Origin of the sequence: Halomonas sp. LBP4, assembly GCF_003202205.1 — a bacterium.
GTDB classification, from domain to species: Bacteria; Pseudomonadota; Gammaproteobacteria; order Pseudomonadales; family Halomonadaceae; genus Halomonas; species Halomonas flagellata.
This window is the reverse complement of record NZ_PDOG01000001.1, coordinates 1,377,319-1,394,585: the sequence shown is the minus strand read 5'-3', so window position 1 is coordinate 1,394,585 and position 17,267 is coordinate 1,377,319. Positions and strand designations below refer to the sequence as shown.

Below are 17,267 nucleotides of genomic sequence, written 5' to 3'. Positions count from 1 at the left end.
CGTCCCATGTCGCTACCCGCTATCGAGATCTCTGGCCGTCGTATTGCGGCGGATCAGCCCCCCTACATCATTGCCGAGCTTTCGGCCAATCATAACGGCAAGCTGCAAACGGCCATGCGGATCATTGAGGAAGCCGCCAGGGCCGGTGCCGATGCCGTCAAGCTGCAGACCTACCGCCCCGACACCATCACCCTCGACTGCGACAGCGAGGACTTCAAGATCAAGGGCGGTCTGTGGGACGGGCGGACCCTCTACGAGCTCTACGAGGAAGCCCACATGCCCTGGGAGTGGCACCAGCCGCTCTTCGAGCACGCCCGCAAGCTGGGTATCACCATCTTCAGCTCGCCGTTCGACACCACCGCCGTCGACCTGCTCGAGGAGCTTGGCGCGCCGGCCTACAAGATCGCCTCCTTCGAGGCCGTGGATCTGCCGCTGATCGAACACGTGGCCAGGACAGGCAAGCCGATGATCATTTCCACCGGCATGGCCGACGCCGAAGAGATCCAGGAAGCCATCGATGCTGCCCGCGGCGCCGGCTGTGAGCAGCTGGCGATCCTGCAGTGCGTCAGTGGCTACCCAGCACCGCCGGAAGACTATAACCTGCGTACAATTCCCGACATGATCAAGCGCTTCGGGCTGGTGACGGGGCTCTCCGACCACACCATCGACAACACCACCGCCATCACTAGCGTGGCGCTGGGTGCCAGCCTGATCGAAAAGCACGTCACCCTGGATCGCAACGGCGGCGGCCCCGACGACAGCTTCTCACTGGAGCCTTCAGAGCTCACTGCCCTGTGTCGCGACACCAAGACCGCTTGGCAGGCGCTGGGCAAGGTGGACTACGGTAGGAAATCCAGCGAGCAGGGAAATGCCCAGTTCCGCCGCTCGCTCTATTTCGTCAAGGATCTCAAAGCAGGGGATATTATTACCGAGGATGCGGTGAGAAGCGTTAGGCCGGGATATGGTCTATCGCCGAAAAGATTAAAAGAGTTGCTGGGAAAAAAAGTAGTTGGTGATGTTTGTGCTAATACGCCAGCAATAGAAGATATTATGAAATAAGAGTGCGTGGTCGATAACTTTCAGCCCAGAGTGATTAACTACCTGTCGGGTCCCGGGTGATTGACTACTCGTTTGTGAAATAACTTAGGCTGGACGGTCTCAAGTTCCAAGCGCAACGGCGAGTTCACGGTGAACATCGCGCTGATCGAGAAGGGAAAGCCGGTGCTTGGCGTAGTCCCGGCGCTGGAGGTGTCTTATCTCGCGGCCGCGTGGAAACCCTAGTTAGTCAGCCACTCAACTACTCTGAGCCGCAAAGCATCTGAACCCCTACTTTGTGGTCTGGGGCGAGGGGTGATCAGCATTTGGCTACGGTATCAAAAGTTGTAGGTGACGCCGGCGGTGAACAGGTCGAGGTCACTGTCGTTGCCGTTGTCACTCTGGCCGAAGCCTCCTAGGTAGCGATAGTCGAACCGTAGGCCGAGGTGGGCGCCGAATTGATACCAGGCGCCGATGCCGAGGATACCGACAGTGTCCTCGAAGTGATGCTCGACAGTGTCTCGGGAAGACATCGGCTCCCCGAGCACCGCGCCATGGTGTGTCGTCACCGCCGTGATGTCGGTGTCGATGCGGGCCACCCCCGCGGTGAAGGTACCGTTAAGCGCCTCGGTGATGGGGAGCAGCAGCTTGCCGTTCAGCCCCCAGCCGCGCGCCTTCACATCGGTCACCGTGCGCGAGCTGAGCTGCTGGGTCGGGGCAGTGAGCGCGCCCCTTGTCTCGAACTGATAGGACCCCAGGTGGTAGTAGGCCAGTTCGAGGGCCAGATAGCGGAAGGGCTGGATCCCCACCCCGATGGTACCGGCAGCGCTCTGGTCATCGACGTCCCTCAGGGCGACGCCGCCGTTGTCGGTAATGCTCTCCGCCATTCGCTGGTGTCTTCTGTCCAGGGTATCCATGTCGGGCTCGGCGAGCCCTGCGTCCGCAAAGAGATAGATATCCGCCGCTGAGGCGTTGACCGCCAAGGCCGGCGTGGTCAAGAGCCAGGTCATGGCAAGGACGGTGTGCCTTTTCATCGACACCTCCCGAGAGCGAGTAGGGTGAAGGACTCGTCACTGATGCCAGGCCCTTTCAACCGTCTTTGTTACTCGAAGGCCTGAGTGATGTTGCTTATGAAAGACGCTAGCAACATTCTGTAACATGATGTTGCAAAACAGGCTTTTTTGCCGAAATATCAGTAGGGTGGGTGACAAGTCTGGTGCTTTTCTTCAGCGATAACGGAAGTGCTTCTGCTGAAAAAGTTTGAGGGATATCATCCCTATCGACGGCGTGGAGAAGCTGCGGTACCGCCCTTGGGCAAGTGAGCGTCGTGCGGCAAGTATCTTGCACACAGGGGCGTACGCCCCTGTTGGTTGCCCGGCCGGACAGTGGGCTTGCTTAGTCGCACAAGGGCAGGGCCAGGGTGGGCAAGCAGGAAGGGAAGGGAATCTAGTTGGTAGGGGAGGCGGCCGACTCGGCCATGGCGAACCTCAGGGCCTCGAGGGTGCCGTCGACCTGTTTCTCGCTGTGTTCGCAGGAGAGGAAGAAGCGCAGGCGCGCGCTCTTCTCGGGTACGGCGGGGTGGAGAATCGGCTGGACATTGATGCCGCGTTGGAAGAGGTCGTGGGAGAGTCTCGCGGCAAGCGGTGAGCTCCCCACGATCACCGGCACGACGGCGGCGCCGATGCTATGGCCGGTATCCAGTCCCATATGGCGGGCCTGCTCCAGGAAGTAGCGCGAGATGGCATGCAGTTTCTGCACGCGCTCGGGTTCCTCGTCCATCAGCTCCAGCGCCTTGAGCGAGGGGGCGGCAACTTGGGCGGGGAGGCCCACGCTGTAGAGAAAGCCGGGCGCGAGGTAGCGCAGCGTTTCCACGAGTTCGCGGCAGCCGGCGATATAGCCGCCGCAGCCGGCCAGGCTCTTGCTCAGGGTGCCCATCCAGATATCCACGTCGCCGGTGGGCACGGCGAAGTGCTCGCTCAGGCCCAGGCCGTGCTCCCCCAGCACGCCGAAGGAGTGCGCCTCGTCGACCATCAGCCACGCCTGGTGGCGCCGCTTGAGCTCGACGAAGCGCGGCAGGTCGGGCACGTCGCCGTCCATGCTGTAGAGGCCTTCGATGACGATCAGCACCCGCTCGAACTGACCGCGGTGGCGGGTCAGCAGGGCATCCAGGGAACTGGCGTCATTGTGCGGGAAGGAGATGCGCCGTGCGCCGGAGAGCTGGGCGCCGACCAGTGAGCTGTTGTGGATGTACTCGTCGTGCAGCACCAGGTCCTTCGGCCCCATCAGGTAGCCAAGGGTAGAGACATTGGTGGCGTGGCCACTGACGAAGGCCACGGCGTCCTCGACCCCGTAGGCCGCCGCCAGGGCGCGCTCCAGTTCACCATGGATCGGCCGTTCGCCGGAGACCACACGGCTGGCCGAGACCGAGGTGCCGTAGCGCTCCACGGCATCCCGGGCCGCCCGGTTGACGCGTGGGTCGCCGGAAAAGCCGAGGTAGTTGTAGCTGGCGAAATTCAGGCATTCGCGGCCATCGATCACCGAGGTCGCCCCGGCGTTGCCGTCATGAACCTTGAAGAAGGGGTCGGTCAGGCCCAGCTGGGCGGCCCCTTGGCGCATCATGGCGATCTGCTGGTAGCCCGGGTGGGCATCGAAGCGCGTGAAACGCTCCGGTATCGCGCCGCGAGGGCCCATACCGGCGGGCATCACCTCGGTGGTGCTGGGTGCGGCCGCGCGTGGCTTGCCTTGCTTGAGAGCCCGAGCCAGCAGCTGCTGCTTGAGGTCGGTGCGACGCTCATTCATGGTGTGGCGTTCTCCACGGTCTCTTCGGTGGCCTCGAACCCCTCGGCGCCGTGGCGGGCGGCGAGGGCCGCCATGTCGTCGGCGCTCGTTTCCCCGTCATCGCGGGCGTGCTGCTGAAGCTTCTGGATCAGCACACCGGCCAGCTTGTCGAGGGTCGAGGCTTCGCTGAGCACCATCACCGGCACCTGGACGCCCAGGCGAGCTTCGATGGCGGTCATCAGCTCCACGCCCATCAGCGAGTCGAACCCCATGTCGTAGACCGAGCGGTGCACGTCGATCTTCTTCTCGTCGAGCAACAAGATGCCGGCCAGTTCGGTCCGTAGCAGGTCGGTCACCGCGCCGTGCAGCTCCTCCGGGGAGAGAGACGCGAACAGATCGGCGAGATTGTCGCCGCCATCGTCCACGCGGCTGTCGTCCTCGGCCTCGCGGGCGATCTCGTGGAAGCGCGGGCTCGACGCCGTGGGCAGGAAGCGTGCCAGGGCACTCCAGTCGAGCTCTAGCACACCGAGGTTGCGACCTCCCCGCTCCCCCTGCACCAGCAGCTGTTCGAGTACGTCCAAGGCGTCGTCTGAGTGCAAGGCGGAGCCGCCCAGGCGCTCCTGCAAGGCATCTCGGGTGCGAGTGTGGCGGGCCAGGAAGCCGACGTCCTCGATGGCGCCCCAACGCAGGCAGGTCGCCGGCAGGCCCTGGCGGCGCCGGGCGGCGGCCAGCGCCTCTAGCCAGTGGTTGGCCGCCACATAGTTGGCCTGGCCGGGATTGCCGAAGAGCGTGGTGGCCGAGGAGTACATGACGAAGAAGTCGAGCTCGGCGTTTCGCGTCAGGGCGTCGAGGTGGCGGGCACCGTCGATCTTCGGCGACAGCACGCGGCGGATGCGTTCGGCATCGAGGTTACGGATCAGGCCATCGTCGATCAGCGTGGCGGCGTGCACCACGCCGCGTAGCGGCGGAAGCGTCTCACGGCACTCGTCGAGCAGGGCGGCAAGGGCCGTGCGATCGGTGACATCGCAGGCGGCGGCTTTCACCGTCACGCCCCGGGCTTCCAGCTTGGCCACGCCGGCCCGGGCCTCGTCACTTGTCGCGCCGCGGCGGCCGACCAGGATCAAGTGACGCGCGCCACGCTCGGCCAGCCATTGGGCGGTCTTCAGCCCGAAGCCGCCGAGGCCGCCGGTGACCAGGTAGCTGGCCTCGGCGGGCAGTGCCAGGGTGTCGCGTGACAGGCCGGTAGAGGAGTCGGCCGGGATGAGGGGTTGCTCGTGGGTCACGACCACCTTGCCGATCTGGCGCGCCTGCTGCATGAAGCGGAATGCCTCGACCACCTGCTGGGTAGGGAAGGCGGTGTAGGGCAGGGCGCTGAAGGTGCCGTCGTCGAACAGCGCCATCATCTCGCCGAATAGCTGGCCGGTGAGCTCGGGCTGTTCCTTCATCAGCTGGTCGGAGTCGATGCCGAAGTAGCTCAAGTTGTTGCGGAACGGACGCAGGCCGATGTGGGTGTTCTCATAGAAGTCCCGCTTGCCGAGTTCCAGGAAACGCCCGAACGGGCGCAGGGCGCGCAGGTTCTGGTTGATCGCCTCGCCGGCCAGCGAGTTGAGCACCACGTCGACACCCCGGCCGTCGGTGGCGTCGAGAATCTCCTCGGCGAAGGTCAGCGAGCGGGAGTCGTAGAGATGCTCGATGCCCATCAGGCGCAGGAAGTCGCGCTTTTCGGCGGAGCCCACGGTGGCGTGGATCTCGGCGCCCAGCCACTGGGCGACCTGGATGGCGGCGATGCCCACGCCGCCGGCGGCACCATGGATCAGCACCTTCTCGCCCGGTGCGAGCCGGGCCAGATGCTTCAGCGCGTAGTAGACGGTGAAGAAGGTGGTGGGAATGGTCGCGGCGGCCGCGAAGCCCACGCCGTCGGGAAGCGGCGCGATGGCGTGCCGGTTGGCGATCAACCGGTCGCTGAAGCTTGCCGGGCCAAAGCCGACCACGGCATCGCCCACGGCCACGTCGCTTGCGCCCGGCCCCACCGCCTCGACGATGCCGGAGAACTCCAGGCCCAGGGTGGGGCCGGCGAAGCCGTTCTCGATGGCTTCATCGGAGAGCAGCCCGAGGGTGTACATCACGTCACGGAAGTTCAGGCCGGTGGCCTGCACCTTGATGGCCACCTCGCCCTCGGCGGGCTGGGGCAGGGGCACGGCGGTCCAGGTCAGGTGGCGCAGCTGGCCGGGCATGGCGAAACCCAGCGTCATGGCATGCTGCGATGACCCGCCTTCCTCCGTTGCGGCACCGGGGGCCGGCAGGGTGCGCAACCGCGTCGCATAGCGGTGGCCTTGCGCGTCCAGCACGACCTCGGTTTCGGCATCGGGCTGGCTCAATTCGTCGAGCAGCGCCGCGATCAGGGTGGCGTCGAGGTCACCCTCGGGCAGGTCGAGCAGCCGCACCGGGTAGCCGGTGGATTCATTGGCCAGCGAGCGGCCAAAGCCCCATAGCGCGGCATCCGGGCCAGGCAACCCCTCACCACTCACTCCTGGCCACTCACCACTCACCCATTCACCACTCACCCACATGCCGGCCACGCCCCGGGTGATCAGCCATAACGCGCCTTGATCACCGAGCGGCTCGAGATCCCGCGCCCACTGCATGGCCTGTTCGCAGCGTGCTTCACCCTGACGAAGATCGACGATCCGAACCGGGGAGTGGCCTTCGTTCGGGAAGGCGTCAACGACGCGGGCCTGCTGGCCGCGCTCGATCAGGCCGGCGGCAAGCCGGTCGGCCAGCGGGCGTGTGCCGGCATCCGCCACCAGCTGGACCGTGCCTAAGTCCCCTGTGGGGTCTGACCCCAAATTTTGCTGTGGGGTCTGACCCCACTGGGCGTGGATCAGGTAGGCACCGCGGGTCTCGTCTTCCAGCGGGATCGGCTGGATGTGGATGGCCCCGAAGCGCTCGAGCGTGGCGATGACCTCGGCCTGTTCCGTGGCGAGCAGGGGAGTGCCGTTGTCCTCGAGGCCAGGCGTGGCCAGCAGGGTGTCGAGCCAGGTGCCGGGGTGCACGCCGAGCAGCAGCAGCTGGGCGCCCGGGGCCAGGCGGGTGGTCAGCGACTCCAGCAGGTGGCGATTACGCTGGCGGTGGCCCACCTCGAGGCTGATCAGGGCGAGCTGAGCCGGCGCGGCCTCGGCGGCCAGGGCCTCGAGACGCTCGATGTCGATCAGCGGGTGGCGCTCCTGGAGTTGTTCGGCCTGGTGCCAGGCACCGTCGCCCACCGCCAGGATACGGTAATCGCAGCGGTCGGGGTCGAGCAGGTCGCTGAGCCGCTCACCCAGCGCCGGGGCCGCGGGGCCGGCTTCCAGCAGGCGCAGGCGTTGGCCGGCAGGCATGCCGTCGAGGATGCCTCGCAAGGCGTCGTGTAGCCCCTCGGCCAGCGCTTGCCAGCCCCGCGCGTCGATCAGCTGCCGGCTGAGCGGGGCCAGTGCATTGGCGTCGAGACCCAGCGTTTCGGCGTTCTCCTGGCCCGTCAGCAGCGCCGGCAGGTGCAGGCCGAAGCGGCCCATGCGCTGTACCGGAGCGAAATAGTCCGGGTAGTCGCGCACCAGCAGCTGCCAGATGGTGGCAGCCGCGACGGCGTCGTCATCCTCGATCAGCGCCCAGCCCTGGTCGCTTTCCACCAGTCGCTCGTTGTTGATGAGCAAGCCGATCAGCTGGTCGAGCAGCGGCTGGCTGGCGAAATGGGTGCGCGTCAGCTCGCGGTAGCGGGCATGGCTGAGGTGTTCGCCGCCGGCCAGCGCCTGCAGGGTTTGCGCGGCGAAGGCGTCGGTCAGGCTGTCGAGCAGCGGGTCGACCTCGCCGGCGAAGCGCCGGCCGGTGCAGCGGGCGAAGTCGTCCAGCAGCCGCGGCATCGCGGCAAGCAGCGGCGTCAGGTCGAGCGCGGCGGCGTCGCTCTGGCGCGGGGTCGGGGTCAGCTCGACATCCAGGTAACTCAAACGCTGGTGGTGTTGGCGCTTGAGACGAACCGCCTTGAAACGGGTCTCGCTGAGCACCGCGATGGCGCGGCCCTGGGCGTCGAACAGCGCGAAATCGGCGGTGAAGGAGTGAGGCGAGCGCTTGCCCAGACGGGCCTGGGCGAGCGTCGGGGTGCCGGCGCCGGGCAGGAACTGCACGCGGTCGACACGGACCGGCACGAAGGCCAGGCCGTCGTCGTCGCGGCCATGGGCGCGGGCTTCGAGGGCCAGCAGCGGGATGAACAGCTGGAAGGCGCTGTCGAGGATGCCAGGGTGCAGATGCAATGCCTCGCGGCTCGCGTTCAGTGTCTCGTTCAGCGTAATCTCGCCGATCACGCTGTCACCTGCGACCCAGGCATGGCGGATGGCCTGGCAGGCGGGGCCATAGTGCAGCCCGAGGTGCTCGGCCATCGCCAGGTGGTCGGCAAGCGTGACATCGGGCGCGCGAGCCGGTCGGACCGGGGCCTGGCGGCGCAGCAGGAAGCCACGGCTCTGTGCCATGACGCGCGCCACGGCGTTGAGCTGCCAGTCGCTGCCGGTGACCGGCTCGCGGGAATGGATCTCCACACGGCCATCCTGCGGGGCCAGGTGTACCCGCACGCGACGTCCGTTGGCGGCATCGAGCAGCAGCGGGGCATGGATCTCGAGCTCTTCGATATCGACGAGCGGCGCTTCCTTGCCGTGCTGGGCGGCGGCCAGTGCCAGTTCGATGAAGCCGGCGCCCGGGAACACCGCCCCCTCGCCGACCACATGGTCGGCCAGCCACGGCACGCGGCCGGTATCCAGCTGGCTCTCCCAGGTATTGGCCTGCTGGGCCAGTCGGTAGCCGAGCAGGGGGTGTTCGTAGTAGCGGTCGAGCAGGCCCTGGCCGTCGGTGGTGCCTTGAACCCAGTAGGGTTCGCGCTGCCAGGGATAGCGGGGCAGTTCGACGAAGTGCCCCGCTACCGGGAAGTGGCGCGAGACGTCGAACGCGATGCCGGAGAGCAGGACCTGGCCAACCGCACGGGTCAAGCACCGAGCGGCGGGCGTGTCACGCTCCAGGGTGCCGATGACCTGGCCGTCGCGCGCGCTCGCGCGCAGCGTGTCGGTCAGGTAGCGGCGCAGGATCGGGTGGGCGCCGATTTCGACGAAGACGTTGATGCCGTCGTCGATCAACGCCTGAATGGCCGATTCGAATCGCACCGGCTGGCGAATGTTGTGCCACCAGTACTCGGCGCCGAGCTCGCTGCCGGCCAGTTCACCCCCCGATACCGTGGAGATGTAGGGCAGCGTCGTCTCGTGGGGGGCGATGCCAGCGAGCGAAGCGAGCACGCCGGCCTGGATGGGGTCCATGGCCGGGCTGTGGAAGGCGTAATCGAGCGGCAGGCGCTTGGCGAAGGTGCCCAGGTCGCCGAGCCGCTGCTCCAGGCGAGCAAGCGCGGCCGGGTCGCCGGCGAGTGTCACGCCGTTGGCGCTGTTGATGCCGGCGAGGTGCACGCCTTGATACTCGGGGGCGGCGAGCAGCTCGCTGATCGCCTCGGCGCCCATCGCCACGGCAGTCATCTCGCCCTGGCCTCGGGTCTTGCCTTGGTAGTGGCTGCGGTAATAGATCACCTTGACGGCATCGGCGAGGTCGAGCGCCCCGGCGGCCCAGGCGGCGGCCACTTCTCCGACGCTGTGGCCGGTCACGGCAATCGGCTCGATGCCGTGGTCACGCAGCAGGGCGGTGATGCCGACCTGCACGGCGAACAGCGCCGGCTGGGCGATCTCGGTCAGCGCGAGGCGGCTGCCGCCATCCGCCAGGGCGTCGTTGCGGCCCTCGAGCTCGGCGCGCAGCGAGAAGTCGCCGTGGCGCTGGAACAGCGCGTCGACCTCGTCCACGGCGGCGGCGAACACGGGGGAGCTTTCAAGCAGCGCGGCCCCCATGGTCTCCCATTGGCAGCCGTTGCCGGCATAGACGAATGCCGGTCCCCGGGCGTTCTCCAGGTGCTGGCCCCGGGCCAGGCCGGCGGGCAAGTCAGCAGGTTGCTCCGCGGTATCGGGAGCGGCCCAGACAGCGAGGGTCTCGGCGGCCTGTTGCTTGGTGCCGGCGAACAGCAGGGCGCCGTCGCGGTGCGCTTCACGATGGGCGTGCAGCGTATGGGCGATGTCGTAGAGGCTGGCCTCGGTGCGGGTCAGCCACTCGGCGAGCTCGCCGGCCATGGCCTTGAGCGCCGGCTCACCGCGCGCGGACAGCCGAAGCGGCAGCGCCCCGTCCGGCACGTTCTGGTACTTGTCGGGGGCGGCGCGTTCGGGTGGGCTTTCGAGAATGACGTGGGCGTTGGCGCCACCGAAGCCGAAGGAGTTGACGCCGATCACCAGGCGGCCTTGCGGCCTGAGCGGCTGTGCCTGGGTCACCACGCGCAGGTTCCACTCGTCGAACTTGATACGCGGGTTGAGGGTCTTGATGCCGATCGTGGCCGGCACCTCGCGGTGGCGAATGCTGTACAGCGCCTTGGCCAGGCCCGCCACGCCGGAGGCGGTTTCCAGGTGGCCGACGTTGCTCTTCACCGAGCCGATGGGCAGCGGCGTGGCGCGGTGCTTGCCCAGCGCCTCGCCGATAGCGCGGGCCTCGATGGGGTCGCCCACCGCCGTGCCGGTGCCGTGGGCTTCCAGGTAGTCGATCTCGTCGGGCGAAATGCCGGCCTGTGCGTAAGCCTGGCGCATCAGCGCGATCTGCGCCGTGGGGTTGGGCACGGTCAGCCCCGACTTGTGGCCGTCGGTGTTGACGGAGGAGCCCGCCACCACGGCCAGGATGTTGTCGCCATCGGCCACCGCACGGTCGTAGTCCTTGAGCAGGAACAGGCCGCCGCCCTCGGAGCGCACGTAGCCGTTGCCGGCCTCGTCGAACACCTGGCAGCGGCCAGTGGGCGAGAGCATGCTGGCCTTGGAGAAGATGATGAACCCATAGGGGTGCAGGTGCAGGCTGATGCCACCCGCCAGGGCCATGTCGGTCTCGCCGGCGCGGATCGCCTGGCACGCCTGGTGGAAGGCCACCAGCGAGGAGGAGCAGGCGGTGTCCAGCGACATGCTCGGACCGTGCAGGTCGAAGACATAGGAGAGTCGGTTCGAGGCGATGCTGGAGGTATTGCCGGTGGCCGTCGATGCATCGATGGCGTCGAGATCGTCGGCCAGGCGATAGGAGTAGTCGAGGCTCGCCACGCCTAGAAATACGCCGCACTGGCTGCCGCGCAGCCGCGAGGGCGGCACGCCGGCGCTCTCCATGGCTTCCCAGGCGAGCTCCAGCAGCATGCGCTGCTGCGGATCCATATGGGCGGCCTCACGTGGCGAGATGCCAAAGAACGCTGCATCGAAGCCGCTGATGTCACCTAGGCTGCCGGCGGCGAAGGTCACGCTGGTGCCGGGGTGGTGCTTGTCAGGATGCTGATAGGCTCGCTGGCTCCAGCGGTCTTCGGGGACCTGGCTCACCAGGTCGCGGCCTGCCATGAGGTCGGTCCAGAAGGTCTCCGGGGTGGTGCCGGGCAGCCGGTGGGCGGCACCCACGATGGCAACGCGTCGTGTCATTCCTGCTCCTGAGTGTGACGACTGGGCGTCGCGTTCTTTTCGAAATGGTGAACCCCTGCCGGGGCAAGGGCGTTGCGCTCGGCATGGGCGTGGATCCAGCCAAGCAGCTCGACGGCCAGCCGTGAGACCTCACGTTCCACCGGGGGAGGTCCGAGGGCAGTGTCGTGACGGGTCGACCAGATCAGGTAGTCGGTCATGCCGTCCGGCTCCCCCAGCCTTTGGTAGGCCTGGTCCAGGATCGGCACATGATCCCCGTACCAGCACAGCAGGCCGTCACGTGGGCTTTCGGCGAGCCGACGGCTGAGGTCGTCCAGCATGCGGTCGGCATTGGCCAGGTGACGCAGGTAGACCTGCAGGTCACGGTAGTGGGCCTGGTGGGCCGCCGCTTGACAGGCGGGCGACAGGCGCCGTGCATCGGCCTCGCCCGGGGTCTCCAGATGCAAGGGGCCATGGTTCTCCATGGTGATGACAAAGAGAAACAGGGGCGCATTGTCCCTGTCATCGAGCAGGCTTCCAACCCGGCGGGCCAGAGCGGCATCGCCGATGTATTGCCCGTCACGGTCGGCGGGGTCGAAGTCGCTGATGTCCAGAAAGTGATCGATGCCCAGAGCCGGCAGAACACGGTCGCGTAGATAGAAGCTGGCCGGCCAGGGATGCAGGGCCACGGTGCGATAGCCAAGCCGGCGAGCGCTGGCCAGCAGGTTAGGCATGGGCTGGCGGGCGAGCTGGTGATAGGGGTTGAAGCGGTGGTTGCCCAGCTCCCCGGGGCCGAGGCCGGTGAGGAAGGCCGCCTCGGTACGCACGGTATTGGCGCCCCAGGCGGGCACGCGGAGCGGGCCATGGGCGAGGCTCCCAGTGGAGAGGCGGTCCCAGTGGCTCAGCATGTCCGGGTGGACATGATCGCTCCAGCGGCGCGGATCGAAGAAAGACTCGCTCTGTACCACCACCACATCGGGCAGCGCCTCGGGGTCAGGCGCGGTGGCTGGCTGGCGAAATTCGGGCGGCGAAAGCCGGCTGTCCAGCGGGCGTCTTGCCTGACGCCCATAGCTCCACAGGAAGGCGTAGAGGCCGAGCGGGGACAGATCCTGCGTCGGCACCAGCGTGACCGGCGGCAGGCGCCGAAGTCCTGCCATGAGCAGGGCAGCGCCGACCAGGCCCTCGAGGACGAGGGCGAGCAGCCCCTCCCCTGGAGTGAGTCTGGTGAATAGCCACGGCTCGAGCCAGAGGAAGGCGGCGATGGCGACAGCACCGGCGAGCATGGCCCCGGTGGCGAGCCAGAGGCCGAAGAAGGGCAGGTAAAGTCGCGGGTGACGGACGGCGTCCAGGAAGTAGTCGAAGTCCTGGTAGAGGAAGGGTTCCTTGAGCGAGCGCCACTTGGTCAGGCTGGTCTGGATGACCACCAGTTGGAGACTGAGGATGAAGGCGCTGGCGAACCAGGGGCGTTGGAGCACGGCGAGGAAGGCCGCATGCAGCAGGCACCAGCTGCCCAGATGGACCAGCAGGGCCGCCGTGGGGCGACGCCACGGAGCCGCCACCCGCGGGCGGAGGAGGCCTTCGAGTGCAAAACTGGCCAGGCCGCCGAGCAACAGAGCGAGCGCCATGACTATCATCGTGGTGCCCCGTAGCCGAACCAGCGCACCAGGCGCTGGGAAAGGCCCGCCGGCAGCACGCCGAGCCACCAGCTGCCGACGTTCAATGGAAAGGGGAAGCTGATCCGCGCCAGGTCTTGCTCGATGCCACGGCGGATGACGCGGGCGGCACGCTCGGCCGACCACTGCCAGGGCTTGGGGCCGGGCATGGCCGCGGCCATGGGGGAGGCCACATAGCCGGGCATGACAACGCTGACACCGACCCCGTAGGGGGCGAGCCAGCCACGCAGGGCTTCGCCATAGGCCTTGATGCCGGCCTTGCTGGCGCTGTAGCTGGGCGTGACGGGCAGGCCATGCCAGGCCGCCAGCGAGCTGATGAAGACCAGCTGGCCGCTGCCGCGTGCCTTCATGCGCGGGGCCAGGACATTGGCCATGGCCATGGGGGCTCGCAGGTTCAGTGCCAGCAACTGCGCCGACTGCTCCCAGGGTTCCCCGGCGCCGTCCCGGCCGATATCGATATTCATGCCGGCGCAGGCGATGACCAGGTCGGGCAGGGTGTCATGGTGAAGTTCCTCGAGCCAGTTGTGTAGCTGGTGGTCGTCAGTCAGCTCCACGCTCGTCAGCTCGGTGTGGGCGCCAAGAGCGCTGCAGCGGTCGGCCACGGCCCGGAGCGCCGTGGCGTTCCGGCCATGCAGCAGCAGTTGCACGCCGGGCTCGGCATAGGCGCAGGCCAGGGCTCCCCCGATGGCGCCGCTGGCCCCGGTGATCAGAATCAGGCGGCGATGGGCAGGCATGTCAGCAGCTCTTCCAGCGGGGAGTGGTCCGCTTCCAGGCGGTGCAGGGTGTTTTCCACGGCGAGCTCGGTTCCGGTGGCACAGTAGAAGCCGCCGTTGATTTGGACGGAGTGCAGCAGGGTCGTGCGGAAGGCCTGGACCAGGGCGGCCTGCGGTGGCGTGCCAGCTTGCCAGAAGTCATCCAGCCGGCCCTGGAACGTCAGGCCCCGCATGGCATAGATGGGGGTGCTGAGCGTCAGCGTTGGGCAACCCTGCTCCAGGGCCACCAGGCCCGCCGTGCTGTTGACCGTGACCAGCCCGGCGGCACGGGGCAGCAGGCGATTGAGGTCACCGGTTTCCAGGTAGTCGACTCGGCCACCGATGCCAAAACCCTCTGCCAGTCGATCGATCACCCCTAGGTAGTCGACCAGGCCCATGTCGAGGGGGTGGTTCTTGATCACCAGGCGTGCGTTGGCGGGGGCATGTCGGGTGAAGGAGGCCATCACGTGTTCGATGACCTCCTCCATGCCGGCGAACGGGGAGTGGTCGCGGATCTGGGCGTCGCTGTTGAGCTGCAGCGGCAGCACATAGTAGGGCGCGTTGCCGCCCGCCAGGCGCTCGATGCAGCGAGCGTCATGGGCGTGGCGGCGTTGCAGACGCAACTGAAGGAATCGCTTGAGGTAGCCGGCATACTCCACCGGTGCGGTGACCGGGGCATGGTTGCGGTAGCGGGGAAACCCCACCGGATTGGTCAGGCCGGCCAGGTGATAGGCCACATCATGGGCCGCGCGGACCTTGAACGAGGAGCGAAAGCGGACCGCGGGCGGCGGCGGGCCCAGGCGCGCGGCTGCCTCACGGAACCAGTCGGGGTCGCGAGGCAGCAGCGAGTGGCCGTTGACGCCCTCGCGCTCCAGGGTGATCCAGAACGGCCGCAGGTAGCCCTCCTCGAAGATATGGTTGCGGATGCCGCGGCTTGCGGCGCCCTCGATGGCGGGCCGGTGTACCGCGCGGCGGTCACCGAACATCAGCTGATCGGTGATGCCGAGGCGCTCCCATATGCCCTCCAGGAAAGCCGGCAATTCGCTCGGCCGGCCGCGAAAGGCATAGGACGGGAGGCCGCGGCGGTAGGCGCGGTCGCCGCCATTGAAGTCCACGAGGGTGACGCGGTGCCCCTGGTCGGCCAGGCGCAGGGCGAGGCGTCGGAAGAAGGGCGTGCAGGGCCCCTGCAGCAGAAGAAAGGATCGTCCTTGATCGTGCATCTAGTGCCTTCCGATGAAAGAGTTGCGATACCAGCGATAGAGCCGACGCGAAAGGGGCAGCCGAGAGCGCTGCTCGCGATGCCGTTCCAGCCAGTCCACCACCGTTTCCGCGTTGACCAGCTGCCGTGAGCGCGGGTCGACGTAGAGGGGATAGAGAATCAGGCAGCCGGCGACCAGCTCGTCAAGGCTAAGCTGCCGTTGCCGCCGGGGGCAGGCTGGCCCCCGCTCCTCGGTGAGCCCCCAGCCGGCATAGAAGGGCAAGCCGTAGGTGACCACGTGGCAGCCGCGCAACAGGGCCTCGAAGCCGGCCAGGGAGCTCATGGTATGAAGCTCGTCCACCTGGGGTAGCAGATCAGTAATGCTGACGTCGGTAATTTGCTCATCATACAGCGGTTCGGTGTCAGCTTCGAGTCGCCCCAGGCGGGCACCGCTGACCACGTCCGGGTGGGGCTTGTAGATCACCCAGGCATCCGGAGCGGCGGCACGAACCCGGCGCAGCAGCTCGCCGTTGGTGGTGACGTGCGGGGAACCGAAGCGAACCGAGGCGTCGCTCTCCACCTGGCCGACCACGAGCAGGCTGCGGCGATCGCCGGGCCGCTGGGGGTGGGGAGCTCGGGAGGTGCCGACGTTGTATTTCGAGAGCCCGCTGTCGACCAGCCGTTCGCGCAGCCCGCGTGCCCGTTCCAGCAGGTGGGGCGAAAATGTTTGCGTGGCTAGCAGATGTTCCAGGTCACTGGGCTGGCGCGGGTCATAGTGGATACCGCGGCTGTCCAGCGCCAGGGATAGCGGTTTGACCAGGTCGACGCCGAGGCCGATGGAGCGGATAAAGCCATCCTCCATTCGCCACAGCGGGGCGGTGTGAGCCGAATCTGGCAGCCCTTCGAATGTCTCCTGCTGGCTGGACCAGAGCAGCAGCCGTTCGCTGTGGGCGGGCTGGGCACGGGCGGGGCGCGATGCGTGCCGAAGCTTGGCCTGCTCCCCCAGAAAGTCGCCCACGAAGCTGCGTTTCCAGGATGAGAAGCCCATGCCTAGCCAGTCACCGGCCAGTTGCGCCTGACGGCGCGTCTGGTCGGCGATCAGGTCGATGGTGGCCTCGAGGCTGGAAGCCTGACCGGTATAGGGGTTGGCATAGCGTGCGTAGCGAAGGTAGGCGGCGGCGAACAGCTGCAAAAGGCTGCGTGGCTGATTGCGTCGCGCGCAGTGAGTGCGGTCTTCTGTCAGTCCCCAGCCGGCATAGAAGGGCATGCCGTGGCAGGTGACTGGCTTGCCCGCGAGCAGGGCCTCGAAGCCGAGTTGACTGGTGACCACGTGGACCGCCTCGACGGTGTCGAACAGGCACCAGGGGTTGAGGTCCTCGGCGATCAGCCGGCAGCGAGGGTGCTGTCTGGCAGCGTCCAGCAAGTGACCTTGCTTGCGGCCGGCCACGACATCCGGGTGGACCTTGACCAGGATCTCGGCCTCGGGATGCTCATCCAGCGCCACGTCGAGCATGGAGCGAAAGCGTTCGGTATCGGCCAGGCCATAGTGGATCGAGGCATCGCCAGCTGTCTGATCGACCACCAGCACCCGCTTTTTCCGGCTAACTGGCAATGAGCGATCAGGTGCATGGTTGTACTTCGAGAGCCGGTAGTGCCGGATCAGCGCCATGCAATGGTCTGCGCGCTTCAGTTCATCCCCGCTGAACGGTGCGTCAAGTATCAGCTGCTCGAGGTCGGATGGACGTGTGGCGTCGTAGTAGATGCCCGTGGTGTCCACGATCAGGCTGTGAGGCTGATAGCCGTTGACGCCCAGTCCCCAGGAGCGCAGGAAACCATCTTCCAGTGAGACATAAGGAATGCCCCGTTGCCCAGCCAGCTGCCTGGCTTTCAGGCTGGTCGGCTTAAGCCCCCATCCCAAGGTGACATCGGGACGCTGCCAGGGCTTCAGCGGGGTAAAGCCTTGGTACTCACTGAGACAGGCGGGGAGGATGGATAGCCTGCAGATGCCACGGGAGGCACAGGCAGCAAAAGGGGGTCCCATACGGCTAGCGCTTTCCATGCGACCTCTGGCGTAGTACTGGTACGGCGGCATGAAGCAGAGGCGACCAGTAGCGGGAGAATCAACGACGAGGGCACATGATGCCCGAAGGGTGCGCGAGTATGAAGCAGGCTTAGCCTGCCTGGTAGTAAGTGACAATACATAAGTTTTTGTGCATAATGGTCAGCTTGTTTCCCCCTGCACCAGGACGTGCGCATGAGGCACCGCTTTGTTACTCCTCTCACTACGGCTGAGCAGGAGGCCCTGATGGACACT

The 17,267-nt window shown here is 66.8% G+C and carries 8 protein-coding genes and 1 pseudogene; 2 read left to right on the top strand and 7 right to left on the bottom strand.

Annotated elements, in window-relative coordinates:
• The first annotated feature begins 6 nt into the window (after nt 1-6).
• Together pseI and CR157_RS06340 are read left to right on the top strand one after the other, a co-directional pair.
• Nucleotides 7-1,059, top strand: coding sequence for a pseudaminic acid synthase (pseI, locus tag CR157_RS06345; protein ID WP_110282630.1), 1,053 nt, complete (start codon nt 7-9; stop codon nt 1,057-1,059).
• Between the two features lie 108 nt (nt 1,060-1,167).
• Nucleotides 1,168-1,266: pseudogene (locus tag CR157_RS06340) on the top strand (3'(2'),5'-bisphosphate nucleotidase CysQ); the annotation flags it as partial.
• 107 nt (nt 1,267-1,373) lie between these two features.
• Here the strand turns inward: CR157_RS06340 and CR157_RS06335 are convergent.
• The 7 genes from CR157_RS06335 to CR157_RS06305 form a co-directional block, all read right to left on the bottom strand.
• Nucleotides 1,374-2,069 (bottom strand): outer membrane beta-barrel protein, encoded by a 696-nt coding sequence (locus tag CR157_RS06335; protein WP_110282629.1) that lies wholly within the window; start codon nt 2,067-2,069, stop codon nt 1,374-1,376.
• 412 nt (nt 2,070-2,481) lie between these two features.
• Nucleotides 2,482-3,834, bottom strand: a complete 1,353-nt coding sequence (locus CR157_RS06330; RefSeq protein ID WP_110282628.1) for an aminotransferase class I/II-fold pyridoxal phosphate-dependent enzyme — start codon at nt 3,832-3,834, stop codon at nt 2,482-2,484.
• Nucleotides 3,831-11,354 (bottom strand): type I polyketide synthase, encoded by a 7,524-nt coding sequence (locus CR157_RS06325; protein ID WP_110282627.1) that lies wholly within the window; start codon nt 11,352-11,354, stop codon nt 3,831-3,833. Before CR157_RS06325 ends, CR157_RS06330 begins: the two co-directional genes overlap by 4 nt.
• A complete protein-coding gene (locus tag CR157_RS06320; protein ID WP_181421983.1) occupies nt 11,351-12,955 on the bottom strand; it encodes an LTA synthase family protein in 1,605 nt (534 codons plus the stop codon). Before CR157_RS06320 ends, CR157_RS06325 begins: the two co-directional genes overlap by 4 nt.
• 5 nt (nt 12,956-12,960) lie before the next feature.
• The gene (locus CR157_RS06315; RefSeq protein ID WP_110282625.1) at nt 12,961-13,737 is read right to left on the bottom strand and encodes an SDR family NAD(P)-dependent oxidoreductase; all 777 of its coding nucleotides are present in this window, start codon (nt 13,735-13,737) and stop codon (nt 12,961-12,963) included.
• Nucleotides 13,716-14,975, bottom strand: coding sequence for a capsule biosynthesis protein (locus tag CR157_RS06310; RefSeq protein ID WP_110282624.1), 1,260 nt, complete (start codon nt 14,973-14,975; stop codon nt 13,716-13,718). The genes CR157_RS06315 and CR157_RS06310 overlap by 22 nt, the downstream gene beginning before the upstream one ends.
• Nucleotides 14,976-16,994, bottom strand: coding sequence for a capsular polysaccharide biosynthesis protein (locus tag CR157_RS06305; protein WP_110282623.1), 2,019 nt, complete (start codon nt 16,992-16,994; stop codon nt 14,976-14,978).
• Between the last annotated feature and the right edge of the window lie 273 nt (nt 16,995-17,267).

Coding starts and splice junctions, on each gene's coding strand:
- pseI (WP_110282630.1), top strand. CDS start 7: ATGTCGCTACCCGCTATCGAGATCTCTGGCCGTCGTATTGCGGCGGAT.
- CR157_RS06335 (WP_110282629.1), bottom strand. CDS start 2,069: ATGAAAAGGCACACCGTCCTTGCCATGACCTGGCTCTTGACCACGCCG.
- CR157_RS06330 (WP_110282628.1), bottom strand. CDS start 3,834: ATGAATGAGCGTCGCACCGACCTCAAGCAGCAGCTGCTGGCTCGGGCT.
- CR157_RS06325 (WP_110282627.1), bottom strand. CDS start 11,354: ATGACACGACGCGTTGCCATCGTGGGTGCCGCCCACCGGCTGCCCGGC.
- CR157_RS06320 (WP_181421983.1), bottom strand. CDS start 12,955: ATGGCGCTCGCTCTGTTGCTCGGCGGCCTGGCCAGTTTTGCACTCGAA.
- CR157_RS06315 (WP_110282625.1), bottom strand. CDS start 13,737: ATGCCTGCCCATCGCCGCCTGATTCTGATCACCGGGGCCAGCGGCGCC.
- CR157_RS06310 (WP_110282624.1), bottom strand. CDS start 14,975: ATGCACGATCAAGGACGATCCTTTCTTCTGCTGCAGGGGCCCTGCACG.
- CR157_RS06305 (WP_110282623.1), bottom strand. CDS start 16,994: ATGGGACCCCCTTTTGCTGCCTGTGCCTCCCGTGGCATCTGCAGGCTA.